This window comes from Mycolicibacter icosiumassiliensis, from assembly GCF_900078685.2.
GTDB classification, from domain to species: Bacteria; Actinomycetota; Actinomycetes; order Mycobacteriales; family Mycobacteriaceae; genus Mycobacterium; species Mycobacterium icosiumassiliensis.
The window spans coordinates 1,226-24,028 of the sequence record NZ_LT546167.1; the positions used below are offsets into that span (position 1 = coordinate 1,226).

Consider the following 22,803-nt stretch of genomic DNA (forward strand, 5'->3'; position numbering starts at 1 on the left):
GTGAACCGAAAGTCACTGTCGGCCAGCCGGTGGCGGTAGCGGGCCTGGTGGCGTTGCCGTGGTCGCAAGACGGCCGCTCGGGCATCGCGTATCGCGCCGAATCCATCACCGCCACCGACCCCGCCACGGCGACCGTCAAGACGGGCCAGCAGGCCCGGTAACCGGATGCCGGCCCGGCAGTTGCGCACACCAGCGCGTCGGGGCTGCCGGGCTGGCACCCCCCCTTCCCTTTTTTCCGTCGTCAGTGAAAGCAGGCCGTCATGTCGAATACCCCAAACAATAAGCGCCACAACAACAATCCATCACCCGATGATGACTGGATCGGTGAGCTGATCGTGGCGGCAGTCAAAGCCGCCGGACAGCTACTGTGGTGGGCGATCCTGTTTCCCGTCCTGAGCGTCCCGGTCATCGTGGCGCTCTGGGTCACCGTCAGCCACGGGGCGCGGGCCGGCGTGTTGACCGCCATCGCGGAGATCGCGGCATATGTCGGCTGGTCGGTATGCGAGCCGTCATCGTTTAGCCGGTGGGTGACCAACCCGCTGCGGCAGCGGTTCTGGGCGTGGTGGCGGTATCACCGCAACTGGACATCGGTGTGCGCCCTGCACGGGCTGACCGCCAAACTGGGTGAGCGCACGCTGGTGCCCGCCGTGGAGTCGGTGCGGATCGGCCGCCACGCCGACGTACTGTGCTTGCGCGTGGTGACCGGCCAGTCGATTGCTGACTGGCAAAAACGCGCCCCCGCGCTGGCGGCGACCTGGGGTGCGCAGCGGTTGACGATCCGCGCCACGGCGCCGGGGCAGCTGCGGATCATCATCGGCCGCGGTGATGTGCTCGGCCAGCCGATCGCGGTACCGATGCCAACCCCGGCCACTGAGGTCGATCTGGGCGCGGTGCGGGTCGGGGTCACCGAATCACGGCGCTGGTGGACGTTGCCGGTGCTCGGGCAGCACCTGCTGGTTGCCGGTGCCACCGGAGCGGGCAAGGGTTCGGTGCTGTGGTCGCTGATCGCCGGGCTGGCACCCCAAGTGAAAACCGGGCGGGTGCGGCTGTGGGTGATCGACCCCAAAGGCGGCATGGAACTCGGCGCCGGCGCACCGCTGTTCACCCGGTTCTGCTATCACACGGGGCAACCCACCGTGGAGCTGCTGCGGCAGCTGGTGGAGCTGATGCACGCACGCGCCGCCCGGCTGCGCGGGCACACCCGACTGCACAACCCCACTGTCGGCGAGCCGCTGTATGTGGTGATCATCGACGAGATTGCCGCGCTGACCGCCTATGTCAGCGACCGCAAACTGCGTGCCGAGATCGAACACCTACTCGGGCTGCTGTTATCGCAGGGGCGGGCGGTCGGGATTTCGGTGGTGGCCGCGGTGCAAGACCCGGCCAAAGACACCCTGCCGGTGCGCCAACTGTTCACCGTGCGCATCGGGCTGCGCATGACCGAAGCCACCCAGACCGCGATGGTGCTCGGACAAGGAGCCCGCGATGCCGGCGCCGAATGCGACCTGATCGCCGATGCCACCCCGGGGATCGGCTACGTGATGATCGACGGCACCGCCGACCCGGCACGGGTCCGGGCCTTTCACGTCACCGACCGCGACATCAGCGTTTTGGCCCGTACTTTTCGGGTACCGCGCCCCGGCGAACAGGGAAATCGGTGAACAGCTTGACGACGCCGGGCCCGGTGATCGTGCTGCCGGGCCTGCCCACCACTATCGATGCGGACGCGGTGATCAGCCAGATGTGCCGCCGCGCCTCCTCACCCGGTTTCGGGTCGTGGTGGCGGCGGGTGGAATCGGTCGGCTACTGCGCCCACCCGATCCAGCTGGTCGGCGCCGACACGGCCGGGCGCCAACATGCGGTGTGGACGCGCTGCAACAACCGTCGCGCCACCGTCTGCCCGTCGTGTGCAGATTTGTATGCCCGCGACACCTGGCAGCTGGTACACGCCGGCGCCGCCGGCGGCCACCACGACGTACCTGCTGAGGTTGCCGATCGTCCGCAGGTGTTCGCCACGCTCACCGCACCCGGCTACGGGGCCGTGCACAACGCTACCGGAACCACCTGCCACGCACGCACACCACGCGTCACGACACAGCACTGCCGACACGGAAACCCGCTGCACTGCAACACGAGTCATGCCGTTGATGATCCCGTCGTGGGTCAGCCACTGTGCGCGGACTGCTATGACTATCTCGGGCATGTGCTGTTCACGTGGCATCTGCCCGAACTGTGGAGGCGCTTAACCATCGCACTACGACGCGCCATCACCGCGCATCTGAAAGCCATTGGCTTTTCTACGGATTCGGTGCGGGTTAGTTTTGTCAAGGTGGTGGAGTTGCAAGTGCGTGCCATCCCGCACATTCACGCACTGATCCGCCTCGACCCACCCGGTGATCGGCCCACCGCGTCAGGTGATCACATCAGTGACGGCCCCGCCGCCCCTCGGGGTGGTGGGGAGCCCCGTTCCAGAGTCGGCCAGGATGCGGGCTGGTCGTCACCGATCACCGCCACCGAGCTGACCGCTCTGATTCACCAAGCCGCCGATCGCGTCCGCATCGAGATACCCGCCGGCGGCGATGACCCCCGCCGGGACGGCGCGCGCACGCTGCGGTTCGGCACCCAAATCGACATTCAAGCATTGGCATCCGAAACAGGCACGGCTGCAAACGATCCCACCGTACCGGGAACAGTGACAGGCGCATCGTCGCGGCTTTCACCGCGCCGGGTCGCCGCCTATTTAGCGAAATACGTCACCAAATCGTTGCACGACTTCGGGATCACCGCGCGACGCCTGTCCGCCGAAGCGATCACCGGCTTGGATGTCAGTGAGCATGTGCGGGCCATCTTGGCCACCATCGCCGAGCTGGCCGAACACGGTAGTGGCGCGGTGGCGGGGATCGGGCGCTGGCTGCACACCCTCGGGTATCGCGGGCACATCACCACCAAATCCCGGCACTTCTCCACCACCTTGGGCGCCCTGCGGACCGCCCGCGCCACCTGGACCCGCCAGCAAGTAACGAAAGACGCAACGCAACGAAACGGAACTTCAAACGGCGGCGCGGTGACCGGCCCCGACCAGCGGCCTTACGCGGCGCTCGACTCCGATGAGGTGTTCTGGGAGTTCGACTACGCTGGACACGCCAGCGCCGGCGACCGGGTGCTGGTCGTCTCCGCAGCCCTGCGTCACATCGCTGCCCGCATCGCTGGTATCACCGAATCCCGCTGCACCACTGGGATAATCCCGCCCATGCTGCCGGGTGCCGGATAATGACCAGCACACCCGGTGACGCGACGGGAGACGCCGCTAGCAGTAGTGACTCCGGCGTGCTGCCCCTTCATGAGCGGCCCGAGTTCATCGCGTGGCTGACCGCATCGTGTGAACGCCACGACGTGCCGGTCACCGTGACCGACCCGACCGTCATCGCCCGGATCGCCACGCTCCTTGGGGCCGATCGCCCGCCGACGTCGTCGGGTCAGACCCGCCACACCGGGGCCACCCGGTCGATGTCCAGGCGGCGCGCACCCGGTGTGCCCGGTGCAATCACGGCGTGATCCAACACCGCTTTGACGATCGCCTGCTGGCGACCCAAATCCATTCCGTCCCAGTCGGTGCGCAACACCCCGCCGGTCCCGGCCAACTCGAACACCGCCGTCGTGTCAGTCGCCGCAGCAATATCTCGGCGTGCCGTCGTGATGCGTTCGGTGATCGGATCACGCGCCGCAATCCACTCCCGCGCCGTGATCGCCCCATCGGCATACAAGCCGGCCAACTCATCAAGACGTTCCTGATCGGCATCGACCTGGGCGGCCAACGCGGAAACATCAGCATCAGCGGTGGCTTTGCCGGCCAACACGTCGGCCAACTGCGGTGAATCCAGCCGCGCCAACACCGCCTCAGCCAGCAGTTCCTCGACCGGGGCGGCGACCACCGTCAACCGGCCACACCCACCATGATCCGGCCCCTTCAAACACACATAGCGGCGTATCCGATTCTGCGGATTGCTGTGCCGAGCTTGGGAATACAGTCGGTTGCCGCAGCGTCCGCAGCGCAACATCCCCGACAACAGGTAGGTGCGGGCGGTGCGGGTCTTGGTCACCGAGCGTGCCGCCATCCGCGCCAATACCCGATCCCGCTGCACTGGAGTGATGATCGCCGGCCACACCGCCTGACCGATCATTTCTCCGCGATGCTCGCGCAACCCGGCGATACGGCCCGAGGACAACACTTGGCGCACCGCGGTGGTCTGCCACGATGCCGCCACGCTCGGCGCGACCTGGGACTCGTTGAGCCAGATCGTCAACGACCGCAGCGATTGGCCCGCCAGATACCGGTCCACCATCTCACGGACCACTGCGGCCTCCGCTTCGCGCACGGTGATCTTGTCGGCCTCATACCCGAACGGGCGTGCTGAACCGTGTGGCAACCCGGCCTGGGCGTTCTGCAACATTTTGCGGCGGATACGGGCCGACTTGCGGCCGGACTCCTTGGCGGCGAACGCCGCGAAAATGCGGGCCATGAACAGCCCGTCATCATTACCCAAGTCGATGTCGGCGGTCACAGTCGCCACATCGCGCACCCCCACCGACTCGCACAGCGTGACGAACTCCTCCAACTCCACCGGACGCCGATGCAGCCGATCCAAGTTGTAGACGATCACCGCATCACGATCACCTGATGCCAGCGCACCCCCACCGACTCGCACAGCGTGACGAACTCCTCCAACTCCACCGGACGCCGATGCAGCCGATCCAAGTTGTAGACGATCACCGCATCACGATCACCCGATTCCAGATCGGCCAGCATCCGCGCATACTCCCGGCGCAGCTTGCCCGAGAACGCCGACACATCGTTATCCACGTACTCCGCGCCCACCGGCCAACCCCGGTCAGCAGCGAGCCTGCGGCAATCCTCCAACTGCCGCGCCACCCCCAACCCGGTGCCCTCCGCATCCGAGGAAATCCGGGCATAAATCGCCGCCGACCTCACCCCAACACGCTGACCAGCAGATTTCCTCACAGACATGGGGATAGTTTAGCAAATTATGACCTTGTTCAGTTCGGTGGCGCCGCCGTCTTCCCAGTGACGGATGTGGTGGCCTTCCAGGCCACCAGTGCCGAGATCGAGCGTGCGCCGGTGGCTCCCCACGGTTCGTCGCGTTCGATCTCGGCGATGATCTCCACCATGCGGCCATCGACCGCATTGCGCTGACCGGTCAACTCCGACAGTTCCTCGAACAGCACGTCAATGCGCCTGCCGGGCTGCGTATCGGCGCTGGCTGCGGTCGCCATTGAGGACATGACTTCATCATCGCAGGGGTCTGACATTCAGCCCGATCCAACCCGTCCCGCGGTGCTTGTACGCATCGCGCTGAAACCACTGGTGCAGCCCAAAACCCGCAGCGCCGCTTCGGCAATGGTCCACGGATAATCCGGCGGGCAGGAGCCGTCGTCGGAGCGGCGGTTGTACACCCCCTCCCCCCACCCCCGCGACCCCGCGTCGGCCCACCCGCCCGCACGCTGCCGAACACAGTCCCCAACCTCGCGCGTGAGGAATTTCTTTACTGGTATCAAGATGCCGCCTGCTCCAGGCTGACGAGGTAACCCATGCCTTGCAGCTCGCCGATGAGACGGTCGCGGCGGCGGGAGTTGTTGTCGATTCGCCGGACGAACCAGTCGCCGCCCAGGTCGGTGTAGCTGGTGTTGTCGTGGAGGAGGTGCCAGGCAATCGCCAGGATTGAGTGCCCGACCGCCAGAGCCGCTTTCTTCTTTCCGATCCGTCTGGCCAGCCGCCAGAACTGGGCTGCCAGGTAGCTGTCGCGCTGCCGCGATGCCGCCCAGGCGCATTCGACCAGGGTTTCGCGTAACCAGCGGTTGCCGCCGCCGGTGGTGCCGGATCTGCGCTTGCCGCCGGTGATGTTGTTGCCCGGGCACATGCGAGCCCACGACGCCAAATGCTTGGCAGTGGGGAACACGTTCATGTCGGCACCGATTTCGGCGATGATGACCTCAGCCGCCCGTTTGCCCACGCCGGGGATGGTGTCAAGGCGGTCGCGGGCCGCGGTGTGCTCGCTCATCAACGTATCGATTCGCTCATCGAGGTGAACAGTCATCCGTTCCAGGTACTCGAAGTGGTCCAACGCAAGCCCGATCATCAGTGCATGATGTTCGCCAAATCGGCCGTTCAACGCCTCGACTAGCATCGGGATCTTGGGCCGTAGCCGGCCTCGCGCCATCTCAGCGAGCTGGTCGGGGTCGCGCTGACCGGCGATCAGTGCCCGCAGCATCGCCCGGCCCGAGACCCCCATCAGGTGGGAAACGACGGAATCGAGTTTGATCCCGGCGTCTTCGAGGATCTTCGCGATCCGCTGGCCCTCGCTGGTGTGCGCTTGCACCAATCGTTTGCGATACCGCGTGAGGTCACGTAGCTCCCGGATCACCCGCGGCGGCACGAAACTGCCCCGCAGCAGCCCATGTTCCAACAGCTCGGCCAGCCAGACCGCGTCCGCCACATCGGTTTTGCGGCCGGGCACAATCTTCACGTGGCGAGCGTTGACCAACATCAACTCAAAGCCGTGCTCGTCCAGGACGTCCCACACCGGCTTCCAGTACTGGCCGGTTGCCTCCATCACCACATGGGTGACGCGGTGTTCGGCCAGCCAGCTCGCCAACCGTTCGATCTCACCGGTGAACGCCCGAAACGTCCGAACCTCGGACACCCGCTTACGGCCAGGGCCTGGGACGCGCAGGCACACAACAACTTCCGCTTTACCTATATCGATCCCCGCGCACCGGGAGACCACGACATCCATCATCAAACCTCCATCCGCTCAACCAGTTTCAAGCGGTGTGGCTCGGCAGGATCGCCAGGTTAGACGACGCTGTCAGACGTGCTCAAAGCAAACAATTCGTGGTGCCGAACGCGATCCCAAGCTCAGTCTTTACTCCGGACTCCCAGCACCATGAAAATCCGAGCTCAGCCGAGCCCACCACGCACCATTCTCACCCCTTCGTGGTGGCCCTGGCCATGCCCGTCTTTACTGCTATTAAAGTGGGGCATTTTCGGCAAACGGCAGCTGCCAGCACGCCAGTCGGTCCGTCGATATGCTGCGCCATGTGTGTTCCTGCATCCTGGAGTAGCGTGTGTCTACTCGGGCCGGGGTTCAACGACACGCATTTCGACTGGCAGACGGATGGATCCGCCGCCCTCAATGGTTTGGACCAGCACTCTGCGGCCGCTGGTTGCCCTGGCCATGCCGAATGGTGTCACCCAAAAGCGGTTCTCGCCGGAGTGGGCATCGACGGCGATGGTTGCGTCGACGAGGACGTGGCTGCTCCCGTCAACCTCGATGATCTCGGTGATCATTCGGTAGGGCTTTTCATGGTCGTCGGGGCTGGATTGCATCAGTGTGACCAGGTAATAGATGCCCACGAGGGGGTTTCCGTGGGCATCTTGTTGGCCGATCCGGGGGACGGCAATCCAGTCCAGCACTCCGCCGGTGACGTTGAGTTTTTGCTCGACGATTTCGGCATGTGCTGCGAGGAACGCTCCGGTGATCAGCATGTGAATCTCCTTCTCGCGGTTTCAGATTCGACTAGGTGCTGCGGTCCGTACAACGGACACCGCCGACGTTCACGCTGGACCGTTTTGTTGGGCGGCATCCGGTCGCGCGCAGGCTGCGCAACGGCCACTGGCCGCGGAGGAACGCTCCCGCGAAAAGGCCCTACAACGACTCATCACAGCCCAGCGTGCACGCAGCCGCAGCCGCAACGAAGGTTGCGGCTGGAACTGTAAAACCGCCGCGGTAAGGCGACCCTCCAATCCAAACGCCGTCGCCAGTCGTCTTCGCCGGGCAGGCCCCCGCGAAAGCACCGGGGCGATCTCCCGCCACCGCAGGGGCGTCCGCGCCCTGCTCGAACGGTGTGGGTGATCCCATGCCCCTGCCCCGCGCAGCGCGGCAAAGCTCAGATGCTGTTGCCAGACACAAAGCCGCCCCTGTGGGTGACATTCCACCAGATGTTGTCCAGTGCTGTCCATGCGGTGTCGTGGGTCATCAGCCAGTGCCCGTTCTGGAGTACGACGACGGCTGGGCCGGGTCGGCAACGGTTGCTCTCTATCGTCACCCCAGCAAAGTTGTCAGGGGCCGACTGGATGTTGGTGACAACCCAGTTGGTGGGCAGATGCCCGCGCGTGCCCATGCGGTTCAGGTGGTCGTCGATAGTCCCGGCTTCCTCCGGGGTGAACGGGGGCGTGACGATGTTGCCCTTGTCGGCGGCGGGAACGTTTGGATTGAACAACACGTTCAGGATGTCGATCACCTGATCGACCGTGGGGACGGGACCGTTGCAGGGAGCTTCGCCAGGGTCGCCGCAGTCCGCATACGCCGGTGGTGCGGCGGCCACGACCGTTACCGGTGCGGTGATCAGCGCGGCCGCCAGCACCACCCTCGCAATCCGTGAGAATGCTGGCTGTATCGGTGTCGGCATCAGCTGTAGAAGTAGAAGTACGCTGCGCCGGGGGCGCCGGCACCGCCGGGTTCGGTGCTGCTGGAGGCCCCACCGGTCCCCCCGGCGCCGACGGTGCCGGTGATCTCGGTCATCTCCGCGGTGACAGCGAGGGTTTGTTCGGCCCATTCGCCGGCGGTCCCGCCTTGGCCTCCGATGATGAGAGCTGAGGCGCCTCCGCCTCCGGCGCCGCCGGGTGCGCCGCCGGTGCCGCCGGCGCTGCTGTAGCCCAGCGCGCCGCCGGTGCCGCCGGTGTAAGTTCGGCCGTCGAAGAATTCGGTGCCGGCCGAGGCACCGGCACTGGCCAGAGCGGTCGTGCTGCTGGCACCGCCAGTACCGCCGTTTGCGGTCAAGGTGGAACCGCCCGTGGGGGTCGCCGTGGTGGCTTCTCCGTCACCGCCGGTGCCGGAGCCAGGTGTGTCATAGCCGCCACCGGCTCCGGCGCCGCCGATCAGGACGATGTCCATATATTTTGTGCCGGCCGGGATCGGCACGGTGTAGGCGCCGGCGATAGTGACGGAGGCGGGGGTGCCGGTGAGCCCTTCAAGCGCCCACAGCGCGAAGGTGACAGCGACAAGGTCGGCATCACCGAGAATGGCCCCAGCGTTGTACACCAATTGAACGTTAAGACCGGTCAGGGCACTCGCTTGCTCGTACGTCATATTAGTTTGGATCTCGCCAAGAAGTGTCGTCAAATTATTCTCGGCGGTAATCAGGTTTTGAAGAAGGGCGATCACACCCGCATTCGATTCATTGGCTGCGCCCACCGTTGTCGGAAGAGAGTTCAGATAATTGTTAATCTGTTGCTGAAACAAAATATACCCGCCGAGAACCTGTAATTCGTTGCCGGAAGGCAAATTAGGTGACGTCGACAATTGAACCGAATTCGGATTTGTACTCGGGGTCGGGTTTGTCAATGCGGCGTAATAGGTCGTGAAGGCGTTCAACGTCGCGGTCGCCGCTGCCTGCGCCTGCGCCAACACGCTGGTGACAGTATCGGCAGTGGCAGCAGCGGCGGCAACAGCAAAACCTGCCTTGCCGCCCGCATCCACACCTATACTAATCGCCGATTCGATGTTGCCGACAATCGAGGATGCGAGGGTGGCGGCGGCCAGCACTTCGGTGATTATGGCTTCATAATCTTGGGCGAATACTTGTATAGTATCGCCCCCGAGCTGAAGGAATAACCCGTTGGCGGATTCAAGTGCGCCGAAGTCGATACCGGATTGCACTGCGCCGGTCGGGGCAGTATTGATCGCCGCCTGGACGGTGTTCACGAAATCGGTGATCGTGGTTTCGATGAGTGTTAGTACGTCGGAGAAGGTTGAGTTAGCGGCCATGACTTTCATGCTAGTGTGATGCAGATTATTGTCAAGGGGTTTTCATTCTTTGGCAGGGAGCTACCAGCGATCGGTCGCGTCCGAAACGCGGTGTAAAAAGCACGGCCCGATCCGTCGCTTCGACGTCAGCATACGGCCGGCGCGAACCCGGGAGACAGGCCCTAACACCTACCCGAAATCGCGGCAAACATAGCGGGGGCTCTTTGAGAATCAATCCGGACCAGGTATCTGAGAAGTCCCTGGTCAGCAACTTGCCTGACGACAGCGACGGGTAACGGGCTGTATGAGCACGCGAACCTACCTGACCGGCTAATCGCTCCCAGCGATCGTCTCGTGGTGCCCTCGCGTCGGAGGGTAAACGAGCTCCCTACCGAGAGCAGACCCCACGCTGGCTCACCCGGTCTTTTTCACCATGGCCTTACCGCAGCAGCAGGTCGGAGCGTCCTGCATGCCGGTGCATGTCGGTGGAGCCGCTTTGGTCACCGTCACTCCGCACCCGCAGTCCGCGTCTGGGCAGCCGAAGACCTCACCCTCTCGGAACGGCATGGTCACCACCTCTTTCGTCGGGTCACGCCTATTACGTCCTCGACGGTAGAACCCCGCCCCTGGGGCAAGGTCAACAATGGGTTGAGAGGAGGTTCGACCATGCCGGCACCGGAACTGACGATCGGACAGGCTGCCCAGGCCGCGGGGCTTACCCGTAAGGCCGTGCGGGTCTATGAGGCCAAGGGTCTGCTGCCGGTGGCCGACCGAACCACCGCCGGCTACCGGGTCTACGACGAGCGCGATGTCGAGTTGCTCACCTTCATCCGCCGAGCCCGCACACTCGGCCTGCACCTCAACGACATCCGACAGGTCCTCGCCATCCGCAACGGCGGCATCCCGCCATGCGCTACGGTCTGCGACCTGCTCGACGACCGCATCGCCGAACTCGATACCACCGTGGCCGAGTTGTTGGCCCTGCGCGAAACGCTCGCCGCAACCCGGCAGCGGGCCGCTGTCTGTACCGACGAACAGCCGGTCACCGTCTGCGCGATCATCGAGGACGTCACGCAGACCACCACCTGAGCAATCGGCGCCGCAGATTCACCCCTGCCGCCACCAGTTCAGAGACACGTAATGTATTGCACCAGTAGCCTCATGGTGGTCAGCCGACCAAACCGCTCACGAAAGGTGACTACCGATGACCGACACCGTCGTCCCCACTCCCGCTGCTCCGGCCCCGCCGACGTGGACTCGTTGGCTCTACCGAGCGCTCGCCATGACCGGCCTCGCCGTTGGCATCTTCGTCATCGCCGCAGGCACGTATCTCTTGTTCTTCGCGCATCCGGGGTGTTGCAAGTTCGTGGCACAGCCCGCGACGACCAGCCAAGCCAAAGACGACTGCTGCGCCGCCATGAAGAAAGACGACAACGGCTGCTGCGCCACCATGAAAGAACGCATGAAGAACATGCCGTCCATGTCGCCCATGCCATCGATGCACCCCATGCCAGGCATGCCGACCCCGAGCCGCTGAACGCTCAACGTCGCCCCTGAAGCGGCGCACGTATGGGCAACGCAAATTGTTGGGACACAATCTAAATCGACTCGCCATCTGCACGCCCGGATTCCCGAGCCGGGTTATTCCAACGTAGGGACCTTGATAAGCGGAGGTCGAGCAGAGGTGATGGATCGAGGGAAACCGCGCTGGGGGAACAGCCCGCCCCGGCGGTACTTGTAACGCTGCGACGAAGTGGCGGTGCTGGCGAGGTTCGACGGTCGGCTCATCGCGGAGTCGTAGGCGGTGGAGCGCCACGGTGTAACGGATAGCGATCCGCTACTCGGACGCACGTGACAGGCCTAGAGGTATCGGCAGACCTGTTCGGCCGTGCAGGTGGTGGGGTCGGGTGTTGCAGCCTGGTTGCGTAATTGGGCAATCGTGTCGCGGAGAGCAGCGAGCTGGCTGAACTGCTCGTCGAGGTAGGCGAGTCGGGCGTCCAGAAGGTCGCGGACGTGCACGCAGGGGGCCTGACCGCGGTCGCGGATCTGGAGGATCTCGCGGATCTGGGCGAGCGTGAGCCCGGCGGCCTTGCCTCGGTGGATGAAGTCGATCCTCGTGACGGCGTCGGGCGAGTAGTCCCGGTAACCGGAGGGTGTGCGTTCAGCCTCCGGGAGCAGGCCCTGCTCTTCGTAGAAGCGCAGGGCGTTGGTGGTCGTGCCGACGACGTCGGCCAGCTCTCCGATCCGCACTGTCCTGACCTCCCGTTTGATTCGCGGACTTGACCTTCACCTGTACTAGAAGGTTCATTCTGGCGCTAACGAACGGATTTCCCAAACGATTCAGGAGGACCAAGGTGCAACAGATTGTGCGCATCATGACCGACAAAGTTTTTGTCGTAGGCACCGTGGTGTCCACCATGGCTTGCACCATGTGTTTCCCGGCGGTTGCCGGCATCGGGGCGGCCATCGGGCTGGGGTTTCTCTCTCATTGGGAACATTTGTTCATCAAGGCTCTGCCGCCGTTTGCAGCGTTGGTGCTGGTCACCAACGGATCGGGGTGGATCACCCACCGGCAATGGCGCCGCAGCGCCCTGGGGATGATCGGTCCGATCGTCGTTTTGATCGGGTGGGTTTCGTTCATGAGCGGTGTCCTGGCTGAAGGGACAGGGAGGGCCGTGCTGTACGCGGGACTTGTGGCCATGGTCGTCTTCGCAGTTTGGGACCTGGTCTCTGCAAATAGCCGCCGCGGGTCAGAAGGCTGCGAACTGCCCGCGAAACACCCCCCGGCCGAGTGCAACAGATGAGGATCGATCTTGCCGTGGTCGGATCGGGTGCAGCGGCGTTTGCCGCCGCGATCCGCGCTTCGACGCTGGGCAAGTCGGTGGCGATGATCGAGTACGGCACGGTAGGGGGAACGTGTGTGAACACCGGTTGTGTGCCCTCCAAGGCACTGATCGCAGCCGCCGAGGCCCGCTACCTCGCCCTCGACTCCGGCCGGTTTCCCGGGGTTAGCACGAGTGCCGGCCCGGTTGACATGCCCGTCCTCGTCGACGGGAAGCGGTCCCTCGTCGAGGCGCTGCGCGCGGAGAAGTACCTCGACGTCGCCGAGGACTACGGCTGGCGGCTCCTGCGCGGGGAGGCCTCGTTCGACGGCACCCCTGACGCCCCGGTCCTGCGGGTGACGACCGAGGACGGCAGTAGCAAGCTGCTCGTGGCCGCGCACTACCTGGTCGCGACCGGTTCTCGACCCGCCATCCCCACGATCGACGGACTCGACCAGGTTGACTACCTGACCTCGACCACGGCGATGGAGCTTGAGGAGGTCCCCGAGACAGTGCTGGTGCTCGGTGGCGGCTACGTCGCCTTGGAACTGGCCCAGCTGTTCGCCAGGCTGGGCGCGAAGGTCACCATGCTGGTCCGCTCTCGGCTGGCCTCCCGCGAGGAGCCAGAGGCGTCCCAGTGTCTGCTCAAGGTGTTCGCCGACGAGGACATCCGGGTGGTCCATCGGGCGATCGTTGATTCGGTGATGACTTATCCGGCCACTGGACGGGTGGTCGCGGTCGCATCGGTGGACGGTAGCCGGGAGGTGTTCACCGCTGAGCGGCTGCTGGTGGCGCTGGGCCGAACCCCGACCACCGATGGGCTCAACCTGGAGGCGGTCGACGTCAAGACCGGGGATGCCGAACAGGTTGTGGTCACCGATCAACTCGTCACGTCCAACCCGCGGATCTGGGCGGCCGGAGACGTCACCGGGCATCCCGAGTTCGTGTACGTCGCCGCCGCACACGGCGCGATGGTTGTCGACAACGCCTTCACCGACGCGGACCGCTCTGTCAACTACACGCACCTGCCCCGGGTAACGTTCACCAGCCCCGCGCTGGGCGCGGTCGGAATGACCGAGGGACAGGCCGTCGCAGCTGGCATCCGCTGCGACTGCCGCATCGTGCCGCTGCACTACGTGGCCAGAGCACTGGTAAACCGCGACACCCGCGGCTTCGTCAAGGTAGTCGCCGCCGCGGACACCGGACGGATCCTCGGAATCACCGCGGTCGCCAAGGACGCCGGTGAGCTCGCCGCGGCAGGAGTCTACATCCTTCAAGGCCGCATGACCGTGCAGCAGGTCGCTAACAGCTGGGCCCCGTATCTGACCATGGCCGAAGCCATCAAGATCGCCTGCCAGTCCTACACCACCGACATCTCCAAGCTGTCCTGCTGCGCCTCCTAAACACCATGGATGTACACCCACCTGAAAACCGGCGCTGCGATGACTGACTTCACTACCGACCCTGTCGACCGGCTGGCGGTGCCCGACAAGGAAGGCCTGGACCCCGTATTCCTGGTCCCGCTGCTGCGGCTGCTCGCGTCCGGGGATCCGGTTGACGTGACCACGCTGGCCGCCACGGCTGGCCGCACCACCGAGGAGACCCGAGCCCAGCTGGCGAAGGTCCCCGCCACCGAGTATGACGACGAAGGCCGGATCGTCGGCCAGGGACTGACCCTGCGCCCGACCCCGCACCGGTTCACCCTCGACGGCGAGGAGCTCTACACCTGGTGCGCCCTGGACACCTTGATCTTCCCGCTCATCCTCGGCCGGGAAGCCCGCGTTGAGTCGGTCTCTCCGGCCAGTGGGCAGCCGGTCCGGTTGGTCGCGGGTCCGCGCGGGGTCTGCGATGTCGAGCCGGCCACCGCGGTAATCTCGCTGGTCAACCTCGAGGACATGACCGAGATCCGCTCCTCGTTCTGCAACCAGGTGCACTTCTTCACCTCGGTCAACGATGCCCGGTCCTGGCTCGAGCCAAATCCAGGCGGCCAGGTCATGCCGGTTACCGACGCCTTCGACTTTGCCGTGCAGCTGACCACCGCGTTGCTCGCCACCTTGTCACCGCAAGACGCGCCGCAGGCCGCCGTTGCCGGCCCCAAGCGCGATCACATCGCCGAGACTCGGCGCATCCCGAAAGTCCATCTGCCGCAACCTCGAACGCAACACCCCCAGCCACCGAAGCGACCACGCATTCGACGACCTGAGCGGATAGGCCCCCGTCCGTTTGTGGCCGGTGGGCAGAATCCTGCCGCCACGGGGTGTAATGGATAGCGATCGGTCAGCGAACGCGCCCACAGCGCTGGGTTGACCGTGCCCCGCCGCGGTCGGCTATGGCCCGCGTTTTGCTCTAGGCGGGTTGTCGACCACCATCGCCGAGTTAGGTCGCCGATGGTGGTCGCTGATCGATACGGAAGCAGCGGCCACCACGCGAGCGTCGATCCGGGACAGGAAACGATCATGCCCGGATCTTGAGATTTGAGAAGCTCGGTTGCTACGCGGACTGCGGACCTCGCTGAAATCGGGTTTGAACCGCAAGCCGCCCAGGCCACACGTAACTGCCGTGTGGCCTGGGCCGCCTGATCGATCAGCTCACCGACGCGGATCAGTGGGCATGGGCGTGGTCGTCCACCCGGCCCTTTTCGTGCACATGCGGGTGAGTGTGCGCGGTCCCGTCGGCATGAGTGTGTGTGTGCTCATGCTCGACGTGGTCTTGCTCGTGGGTGTGGCCCGGGTCTTCCTGGTCGCAGGTAGCGGTGTGTGACATTGGGTCTGCTCCTTTTGTTGTGGCTTGACTTACCGCCCCCACGTTACCAGAAAACCTGAAGAGGTCTTCATATGTGTCCTGGTGGGTTAAGCTGTTGGTTATGGGGCACGGGGTTGAGGGCCGAAGCCGCTCGGCAGGCACACTTGATGCCGAGTCGGCCGCGCATGTAGCAACCACCTTGCAGGCGTTGGCCACCCCGAGTCGGCTGCTGATCTTGACCACACTGCGGCAAGGTCCACTCCCGGTAACCGAACTGGCGGATGCAGTCGGCATGGAGCACTCGGCGGTGTCGCACCAGTTGCGATTGCTGCGCAACCTCGGCCTGGTCACCGGCGTGCGTAACGGCCGCAGCATCATCTACAGCCTCTACGACAACCACGTCGCCCAGCTACTCGATGAAGCCGTCTACCACAGCGAGCACCTCCGCCTTGGACTGGCCGATCGCCCCCAATCGGCCGGCTGAAACCTCGCAGCGATGACGCCTGTGGCGGTCGCGGCCACGGTGATGACCCCGCCGAACGCTGCCGTGCGCAACGCAGGCTGACTGCTTTCCTTCGGCCGAAAAGTTCAGTGCGTGTCAGTGACGACCAGCGGGGGTGAACACGCCGGCCAGCGCATCCAGTGCGGCAGGCACCAGCCGGTAGTAGGCCCATTTGCCGCGCTGTGTTCGTTCCAGCAGGCCTGCCTCGACCAAGATCTTGAGGTGGTGTGACACCGTTGGCTGGGACAGTCCGACCGGGGCGGTCAGGTCGCATACGCACGCCTCGGCGCCCTCGTGAGCCGCGATCAGCGACACCAACCGCAGCCGGGTCGGCTCGGCCAGCGCCTTAAGCACACCGGCCAGCCGCTCGGCGGCCATTGCATCCAGCACGCCGCCGGTGATCGGGCTGCAACACGCCTCCAGGTTGTCCGCCAGCAGCGGTTCATCGCGTTCAGTGGGGCGCACGATCGTGGCGGGCATGACCACAGTATGACATACACATTGACAGTCATCTATGTTTCGTGCACACTGCTCCCATAGATGTCTGTCTATGGAAGGAGTGGGTCAGATGACCGCCGAACACAACGAGCTGCGCGATCAGGTCCGGGCGAGCTACGGCGCCGCCGCCGAAGCGGTGCGCCGTGGCGACACCAACAGTGACGTCCTCACCGCGGCGAGTTGCTGCGGGTCAAGTGATTCGGCCGACGTCGGCGTCATCTTCGGCGCCGGCCTCTACGGTACCGACGAGCACTCCGAGCTGCCCATTACGGCCGTTGAGGCGAGCCTGGGCTGCGGCAACCCGACCGCGGTCGCCGACCTGCATCCGGGTGAGCGGGTGCTTGACCTGGGTTCCGGCGGTGGCATCGACGTGTTGCTGTCGGCCCGGCGGGTGGGCCCGGACGGGTTCGCCTACGGCGTCGACATGACCGACGAGATGCTGGCCCTGGCCGAGGCCAACAAGGCCAAGGCCGGTGCCACCAATGTCGAGTTCCGCAAGGGCACCATCGAAGACATCCCGCTGCCGAACGCCGCCGTTGACGTGGTGATCTCCAACTGTGTGATCAACCTGTCGGCCGATAAGCCGGCCGTGATCGCCGAGATGTTCCGCGTCCTGGTGCCCGGCGGGCGGATCGGGATCTCCGATGTCGTCGCCGAAGACCACCTCAGCGCCGCCGAGCGGGCCGAGCGCGGTTCCTACGTCGGCTGCATCGCCGGTGCGCTGTCTCGCCAGGAGTACCTCGACGGGCTGGCCGCGGCCGGATTCACCGATGCCACAGTCACGTTCACCCACCAGGTGGCCGAAGGAATGCACGGCGCGATCATCCGCGCCACCAAAGCCACCGCACCCCCCAGCGGCTAAGTGCGCCGCAGAAAGGGCCCGCGCACCGCGCCGTAACCACGGCACGTTGACACCTGCCGGGTGCGCCGGACCGCTGTGCGGTGGCCACGACGGCTCACAGCATCGCCAACACACAGGAGAGCGTCTATGCGCGAGACCACCGTATCGGCTGCTGCACCGCCAGCGGTCGCCAAGTTATCCACACTGGACCGGTTCTTGCCGGTGTGGATTGGCGTGGCGATGGCCGCCGGCCTGCTGCTGGGACGGCTGGTGCCCGGCCTGGGGGCCGGGCTGGGTGCCGTCGAGGTCGACGGCATTTCGTTGCCGATCGCCCTTGGACTGCTGGTGATGATGTATCCGCCGCTGGCCAAGGTCCGCTACGACCAGCTCGGCGAGGTCACCGCCGACCGCAAACTGCTGGCGTCCTCGCTGTTGTTGAACTGGGTCGTCGGACCGGCGCTGATGTTCGCGCTGGCGTGGCTGCTGCTGCCCGATCTGCCCGCATACCGCACCGGGCTGATCATCGTTGGGCTGGCCCGCTGCATCGCCATGGTCATCATCTGGAACGACCTGGCCTGCGGGGACCGCGAGGCCGTCGCGGTGCTGGTCGCCTTGAACTCGATCTTCCAGGTCTTCATGTTCGCGGTGCTGGGCTGGTTCTACCTGTCGGTGCTGCCGGGCTGGCTTGGCCTGTCCCAAACCGGTATCGAGGTCTCGCCGTGGCAGATCGCCAAATCCGTGCTGATCTTCCTCGGCGTCCCCCTCTTGGCCGGATATCTGTCGCGCCGCCTGGGTGAACCCGCCAAAGGCCGCCGCTGGTATGAGTCGCAGTTCCTGCCGCGAATCGGCCCGTGGGCGCTGTATGGCTTGCTGTTCACCATCGTCATCCTGTTCGCCCTGCAGGGCCACCAGATCACCTCCCGGCCATGGGATGTCGCCCGCATCGCAGTGCCCTTGCTCGCCTACTTCGCGATCATGTGGGCCGGCGGCTACCTGCTCGGTGCCGTCTTGAATATGGGCTATGAGCGCACCACCACGTTGGCGTTCACCGCCGCCGGCAACAACTTCGAACTCGCGATCGCGGTGGCGATCGCCTCCTACGGCGCGACCTCGGGGCAAGCCCTGGCCGGTGTTGTCGGCCCGCTCATCGAAGTACCCGTGCTGGTCGGACTCGTCTACGTCTCCCTGGCGCTGCGCACCCGCCTCTTCCGATCCCAGCCGGAACCAAGCGCAGTGTCCGCCGATGACTGACAAACCCAGCGTGCTGTTCGTCTGCGTGCATAACGCCGGACGCTCCCAAATGGCGGCCGCACTGCTTACCCACCTGGCTGGTAACCGCATCGAGGTCCGCTCCGCCGGCACCGAACCCGCCAACCAGATCAACCCGACAGCCGCGGCCGCGATGGCTGAGCTGGGCATCGACATCACCGCCAACACTCCCCAGGCGCTCACCGGTGACACAGTGCAAAGCAGCGACGTCGTGATCACCATGGGCTGCGGAGACACCTGCCCCCACTTCCCGGGAACCACCTACCGCGACTGGAAACTGCCCGACCCCGCTGGCCAACCCCTCGACACCGTGCGCTCCATCCGCGACGACATCGCCGGCCGTGTCCAAGCCTTGATCGCTGAACTGCTGGCCGCAACCAACCCCACCACCACGTAATCCTCGCCAATTCGCCCGACGTATTGACTGCACCTACGCGGCAGGCGGTACTCGCCGCGCCACGTCAACCGAAACCTAGTGCCCGCGAGGCGCATACATGATCACCGCCACGCCGGCCAGGCAGACCAGTGCTCCGATGACGTCCCACCTGTCGGGACGAAACCCATCCAGGGCCATTCCCCATGCCAGCGAGCCCGCGACGAAGACGCCACCGTAGGCGGCCAGGATGCGGCCGAAGTGCACATCAGGCTGCAAGGTGGCAACAAACCCATACAGCCCCAGGCCAGTGACCCCGGCGCCGACCCAGACCCAGCCCCGGTGCTCGCGAACTCCCTGCCACACCAGCCATGCCCCACCGATTTCAGCGACCGCGGCGACGACGAACAGCAGCATCGAACGCAACACCATGGTGGCGACTGTACGAGACCCGACGACACCAGGTGGGCAGGGTCGAGCCGCTCGGCCGGCGGGCAGGAGCAGCCCGGCCGCCGAATGCGCCACGATCACCGGCCAATGCAGATCCGCGAGCAACTGTGCGGCCAGCCGTTCGGCGTATCCGATGCTGGTGTCCGCAGCCGCGCTGGGCACGTCTACGGTCAACGCGCGGTGCCCGTGCCGGGACAAAGCCCCGGGCAGTGCCAGAACCCGGCTGCCGACTGGGTGAGATGCCGGGGTGTAACGCATGGAGATCCCCTATGGACACCTTCGGGAGCTGTCTAACGGGTCCGTAGGGGATTCCTTGCCGGGACGGACAGGTGGCGTACTACGCGGTGGCGGTCGCGGGGTCTGCCTGCACAGCGGGCCTGACGCCAGCGCACATCGGGTGATCGGGACCGATGGCGGGCTGCCAACACATGCTCAGGTTGGTCAGGGCTATGTCGAGGGGCAGTCGCGGTTTTGTATCCCCATCAGCAGGTTGCGGACCAGTGGTTCCTCGGGGCTGCCGATGTGTTTGTCCAGCCATGCGGTGAGCTCGGCGATAAGGTCGGCGGGCAATGCCAATTCACTGTGTAGCGCGCTGCTGAGCAGGCGGGTGATCACATGCCAGAGCTCACCTGCACCCAACTCGGTGTAGACCGTTACCTTGTCCTGATCGGTCAGGGTGGTAGCGATCTCGTCGGCCAACCGCCAAGCCAGGTCGCTGGCGCGGTCACTCACCTCGACCCCCTGAACCGACGACACCCGACGCTGTGGGGCGGTGGCCGTCGCCGACAAGAAGCCGTACCACGATGTCCAAACGCTGACCGACGTCGGTGATCGAGGCACGCCGGGTGACCCAGGCCAACAAGTTCGACAACCAGACCTCCGAGATCACCCGGGCGATCTGGTGATGCCGTTCAGAAGGCTTTCTCTGGCCAGCGATCGTCCGGGCGAAAATCCGGTCGAACAATGCGGCCACCCGCTCGACCTCACCGGCGGCCGAGGCGTCGGCGAACACAAACGCCCTCGTCATCGCCTCAGCCAGCAGCGGGTCGCGTTGGACCACCCGGTTGAGCTGGCCGATCTTGTGGCTCAACCGCTGATAGGCAGTGCCGCCGCGATCGGCACGGTCGTCTGCAGCCTCCACCCGCTCGAATTGGCGGCACAGCGCCGACACCAGCAGATGCACCTTCGACGGAAAGTACCGATACAAGGTGCCGATAGCCACCCCAGCCCGCTCGGCCACCACGCGCATCTGCACCGCCTCGTAGCCCCCCGCAGAAGCAGCAGCCAACGCCGCATCAAGAATGCGGTCACGACGATCCCACTGACCCTGCACACCGCGCACCGGCTCTAACTCGCCAACAGGTGCGGCCGTCGCTGTCACACCAGAACCAGCCTGCGATAACGTCACGCACCCCATGTTGCCCGCCAGCATCGGTGGCCGCCAAACAACCCACCAAGAACGCCGGCGCGGTGGCGTGTCCTACGTGGCATCCGCTACCGAGACAGGCGCCTCGTGGCGCCAGGTCTCTACGCGGTGGCGGGAACTGGATCTGCCTCGTCGATGTCGCCACTCGTGGTGGAGGACGGCCGCAATGTGCGGGGTGGGTCGAGCAGGGATCGGCGTAGGTCTTGCAGCAGCCGAGTTCCGGCCGGTGTCATCGTGACGCCCCGCCAGCCGCGGGAGGCTCGGTCGAGTACGGCCCAGACCAGGCTGATGGCGCTGGTCTCGCCGGGGAATCGGCCGATGACCTTGGTGCGTCTCTTGCTCTCGGCGAAGGTTCGCTCGATGAAATTTGAGTGCCGGATTCTGGCATGGGCCGGCGCTGGGAACCGCAGGTAGGCGGTCAGCCCCGCCCGGTCGGTGAGCAGGATCTTCATCGCCGCCGGGTACAGGTCGGCGTACTTGGTGGCGAACGCTTCGATGCGCTTGTCGATGATCTCCACCAGCTGGGGTCCCGGCTCAGCCGTTAGATCGGTGGTGTCGAAGATGGCCCAGTAGCCGTCGCGGATCTCTGCCTGCATCCCGGCCGGAATTTTCGCAAGTAGGTTGCGGACTCGATGAATAAGACACCTCTGCCGCAACGCTTTTGGGAAAATCTGTTCGATCGCCGCGATCAGGCCCTTGGCGCCGTCGGAGACGATCAGCAGCGGGGTGGCAAGGCCGCGGTCGCGCAGATCGGTCAGGAAGCTAGCCCAGGCGTCGGTCGACTCGCCGGACCCGGGCGCCAATCCTACGAACACCGGCTTGCCCTCAGTGGTGATGCCCCAAGCTGCCAGCACCGGCTCAGCAGGTGACCCGGGATGCATCCGAAAGAACGAGGCGTCCAAAAACAGGTAGTCCAAGGTGATGTCGTCGAGCCGGCGGTGCGCCCACGCCTGGTACTCGGCGCGGATCGCCTTGCAGACCTCCGACACCGTCGACTTGGAGATCGCGGCCTGATCGCCGAGTGCCTCGGCGAGGGTGGCCTCGACATCGCGGACGGACAGGCCGCGCACGAAGGAGGCGATCACCAGGGTTTCCAGGGCGTTGGTTTTCGTGACGTGCTTGCCGAACAACCGGGAGGCGAACGCCGCGGTGGTGCCGCGCAGCTTCGGGCGCTCCAGGGTGACCGGGCCGGTGGTGGTTTTGACCGTCACCGGCCGATACCCGTTGCGTGAACCGGCTGCGGCATCCGGGCAGGTGGCGGTGCGTTGGTAGCGTTCGCGGCCGAGGAACTCGGTGACCTCGGCCTCCAAGGCGGCCTGCATCAACAGCTGGGCGCCCAGACGGGCGACTTCTTCCAGGATCTCGGGCAACTCTCGGCCCTCGGCGAACAGGGCATCGATTTTGGTGCGGATACGGTCGGTGGCAGATACTCGGACAGGCACGGGTATGACTCCTTCTTCGCAGACTTGCAGGTCGTGAAGCGGAACCTACGCCCGTGCTCTCCATTTACACCGGAATCCGGACGCCACCCAGCGATCACCCAAGGGGAGCGATCTGTGGCGGGCGGGTGTCCGCGGTGGGGAGGGGTGCGTCAGATATGGGCGGTGATGTCGGGATCGCGCAGGATCGGGTGGTGCGGGAGGTGGGGGCCCGTGAGCCGGGTCCGTGGCAGGCTGAAAAACCTGTCGACGTGACGGTGGTGCTGCGGCGGCGCGGTGAACCGCCAGCGGTGGCGGGGTGGCCGCAGCCGGCGGCGCTCAGTCGGCCTGATTTCTCCTATCGTTGTGGCGCGGACCCGGTCGACATCGAACACCTCCGGGCCTTCGCGACGACCCATGGCCTGCAGGAGATCGGATGCCAGCCGCACCGCCGGGTACTGTACTGGCGCGCACCGGCGGCTGTCTTGGAGCGCGCGTTCGGCGTGCGGTTAGTACTGCAGCCGTAGTTCGGGGCTGGTGCGTTTCGGCGTGTCTGCGCTGGTAGGAGCGGTGGCCGGAGCATGTTCGGAGTTTGTGAAGACATCTGAATATGCCGCGGCCCCCGCGGCTGCCAGCGT

General features: G+C 65.3%; 21 protein-coding genes and 4 pseudogenes. 11 read left to right on the forward strand and 14 right to left on the reverse strand.

Features of this window, described 5'->3' with window-relative positions; all coding sequences use genetic code 11:
• Positions 1-260: 260 nt before the first annotated feature.
• Positions 261-1,661, forward strand: a complete 1,401-nt coding sequence (locus BN4346_RS42335) for an FtsK/SpoIIIE domain-containing protein (RefSeq protein ID WP_067975920.1) — start codon at positions 261-263, stop codon at positions 1,659-1,661.
• Positions 1,658-3,271 (forward strand): replication initiator, encoded by a 1,614-nt coding sequence (locus BN4346_RS42340; protein WP_067975923.1) that lies wholly within the window; start codon positions 1,658-1,660, stop codon positions 3,269-3,271. Before BN4346_RS42335 ends, BN4346_RS42340 begins: the two co-directional genes overlap by 4 nt.
• A gap of 205 nt (positions 3,272-3,476) precedes the next feature.
• Here the strand turns inward: BN4346_RS42340 and BN4346_RS42350 are convergent.
• From BN4346_RS42350 to BN4346_RS47860, 7 genes and pseudogenes are all read right to left on the reverse strand, one after another.
• Positions 3,477-4,685 (reverse strand): annotated as a pseudogene (locus tag BN4346_RS42350) (recombinase family protein); the annotation flags it as partial.
• Positions 4,686-4,732: 47 nt separating this feature from the next.
• Positions 4,733-5,026: pseudogene (locus tag BN4346_RS42355) on the reverse strand (recombinase family protein); the annotation flags it as partial.
• A 71-nt stretch (positions 5,027-5,097) separates the two neighbouring features.
• Positions 5,098-5,301: pseudogene (locus BN4346_RS42360) on the reverse strand (hypothetical protein); the annotation flags it as partial.
• A gap of 269 nt (positions 5,302-5,570) precedes the next feature.
• Positions 5,571-6,815: an IS110 family RNA-guided transposase gene (locus BN4346_RS42370; protein ID WP_327344971.1), complete on the reverse strand. Its 1,245-nt coding sequence runs from the start codon at positions 6,813-6,815 to the stop codon at positions 5,571-5,573.
• 332 nt (positions 6,816-7,147) lie between these two features.
• Positions 7,148-7,564: a hypothetical protein gene (locus BN4346_RS42375; protein WP_067975935.1), complete on the reverse strand. Its 417-nt coding sequence runs from the start codon at positions 7,562-7,564 to the stop codon at positions 7,148-7,150.
• A 401-nt stretch (positions 7,565-7,965) separates the two neighbouring features.
• Positions 7,966-8,445, reverse strand: a complete 480-nt coding sequence (locus BN4346_RS42380; RefSeq protein ID WP_067975938.1) for a hypothetical protein — start codon at positions 8,443-8,445, stop codon at positions 7,966-7,968.
• Positions 8,446-8,486: 41 nt separating this feature from the next.
• Positions 8,487-9,845: a glycine-rich domain-containing protein gene (locus tag BN4346_RS47860; protein WP_154677663.1), complete on the reverse strand. Its 1,359-nt coding sequence runs from the start codon at positions 9,843-9,845 to the stop codon at positions 8,487-8,489.
• Between the two features lie 645 nt (positions 9,846-10,490).
• Here BN4346_RS47860 and BN4346_RS42385 point away from each other — a divergent pair.
• On the forward strand, positions 10,491-10,913 hold the full coding sequence (locus BN4346_RS42385) for a MerR family transcriptional regulator (protein WP_067975945.1): 423 nt from the start codon (positions 10,491-10,493) through the stop codon (positions 10,911-10,913).
• 115 nt (positions 10,914-11,028) lie between these two features.
• Positions 11,029-11,361, forward strand: coding sequence for a hypothetical protein (locus BN4346_RS47865; protein ID WP_154677664.1), 333 nt, complete (start codon positions 11,029-11,031; stop codon positions 11,359-11,361).
• Between the two features lie 323 nt (positions 11,362-11,684).
• Here BN4346_RS47865 and BN4346_RS42395 read toward each other — a convergent pair whose 3' ends face one another.
• Positions 11,685-12,074, reverse strand: a complete 390-nt coding sequence (locus BN4346_RS42395) for a heavy metal-responsive transcriptional regulator (protein ID WP_067975949.1) — start codon at positions 12,072-12,074, stop codon at positions 11,685-11,687.
• Positions 12,075-12,178: 104 nt separating this feature from the next.
• Between BN4346_RS42395 and merC the strand changes: the two genes are divergently transcribed.
• From merC to merB, 3 genes are read left to right on the forward strand one after another with little or no spacing between them, the layout of a single operon-like run.
• Positions 12,179-12,628, forward strand: a complete 450-nt coding sequence (gene merC, locus BN4346_RS42400) for an organomercurial transporter MerC (RefSeq protein WP_235653770.1) — start codon at positions 12,179-12,181, stop codon at positions 12,626-12,628.
• Positions 12,625-14,049, forward strand: a complete 1,425-nt coding sequence (gene merA / locus BN4346_RS42405; protein ID WP_067975952.1) for a mercury(II) reductase — start codon at positions 12,625-12,627, stop codon at positions 14,047-14,049. The genes merC and merA overlap by 4 nt, the downstream gene beginning before the upstream one ends.
• Positions 14,050-14,058: 9 nt before the next feature.
• On the forward strand, positions 14,059-14,916 hold the full coding sequence (gene merB / locus BN4346_RS42410; RefSeq protein WP_235653771.1) for an organomercurial lyase MerB: 858 nt from the start codon (positions 14,059-14,061) through the stop codon (positions 14,914-14,916).
• Positions 14,917-15,247: 331 nt separating this feature from the next.
• On the opposite strand, the gene BN4346_RS42415 is transcribed toward merB, so the two are convergent.
• Positions 15,248-15,409 (reverse strand): hypothetical protein, encoded by a 162-nt coding sequence (locus BN4346_RS42415; RefSeq protein ID WP_208863304.1) that lies wholly within the window; start codon positions 15,407-15,409, stop codon positions 15,248-15,250.
• 100 nt (positions 15,410-15,509) lie between these two features.
• Between BN4346_RS42415 and BN4346_RS42420 the strand changes: the two genes are divergently transcribed.
• Positions 15,510-15,872, forward strand: a complete 363-nt coding sequence (locus BN4346_RS42420) for an ArsR/SmtB family transcription factor (protein ID WP_067975955.1) — start codon at positions 15,510-15,512, stop codon at positions 15,870-15,872.
• Positions 15,873-15,986: 114 nt separating this feature from the next.
• Here the strand turns inward: BN4346_RS42420 and BN4346_RS42425 are convergent, their stop codons facing one another.
• A complete protein-coding gene (locus BN4346_RS42425; protein ID WP_067975979.1) occupies positions 15,987-16,370 on the reverse strand; it encodes an ArsR/SmtB family transcription factor in 384 nt (127 codons plus the stop codon).
• Between the two features lie 88 nt (positions 16,371-16,458).
• On the opposite strand from BN4346_RS42425, the gene arsM reads away from it, so the two are divergent.
• Both arsM and arsB read left to right on the forward strand, forming a co-directional pair.
• On the forward strand, positions 16,459-17,250 hold the full coding sequence (gene arsM / locus BN4346_RS42430) for an arsenite methyltransferase (protein ID WP_067975958.1): 792 nt from the start codon (positions 16,459-16,461) through the stop codon (positions 17,248-17,250).
• A gap of 126 nt (positions 17,251-17,376) precedes the next feature.
• A pseudogene (arsB, locus tag BN4346_RS42435) lies at positions 17,377-18,895 on the forward strand (ACR3 family arsenite efflux transporter).
• A gap of 75 nt (positions 18,896-18,970) precedes the next feature.
• Here the strand turns inward: arsB and BN4346_RS42445 are convergent.
• The 4 genes from BN4346_RS42445 to BN4346_RS42460 form a co-directional block, all read right to left on the reverse strand.
• A complete protein-coding gene (locus BN4346_RS42445; RefSeq protein ID WP_067975982.1) occupies positions 18,971-19,303 on the reverse strand; it encodes a YnfA family protein in 333 nt (110 codons plus the stop codon).
• Positions 19,304-19,768: 465 nt separating this feature from the next.
• A complete protein-coding gene (locus BN4346_RS42450) occupies positions 19,769-20,053 on the reverse strand; it encodes a hypothetical protein (RefSeq protein ID WP_067975966.1) in 285 nt (94 codons plus the stop codon).
• Positions 20,046-20,738, reverse strand: coding sequence for a TetR family transcriptional regulator (locus BN4346_RS42455; RefSeq protein ID WP_078058804.1), 693 nt, complete (start codon positions 20,736-20,738; stop codon positions 20,046-20,048). Before BN4346_RS42455 ends, BN4346_RS42450 begins: the two co-directional genes overlap by 8 nt.
• A gap of 110 nt (positions 20,739-20,848) precedes the next feature.
• On the reverse strand, positions 20,849-22,189 hold the full coding sequence (locus BN4346_RS42460) for an IS256 family transposase (RefSeq protein WP_067975971.1): 1,341 nt from the start codon (positions 22,187-22,189) through the stop codon (positions 20,849-20,851).
• A gap of 155 nt (positions 22,190-22,344) precedes the next feature.
• Between BN4346_RS42460 and BN4346_RS48235 the strand changes: the two genes are divergently transcribed.
• Positions 22,345-22,692 (forward strand): hypothetical protein, encoded by a 348-nt coding sequence (locus BN4346_RS48235; RefSeq protein WP_067975974.1) that lies wholly within the window; start codon positions 22,345-22,347, stop codon positions 22,690-22,692.
• Positions 22,693-22,803: the final 111 nt, after the last annotated feature.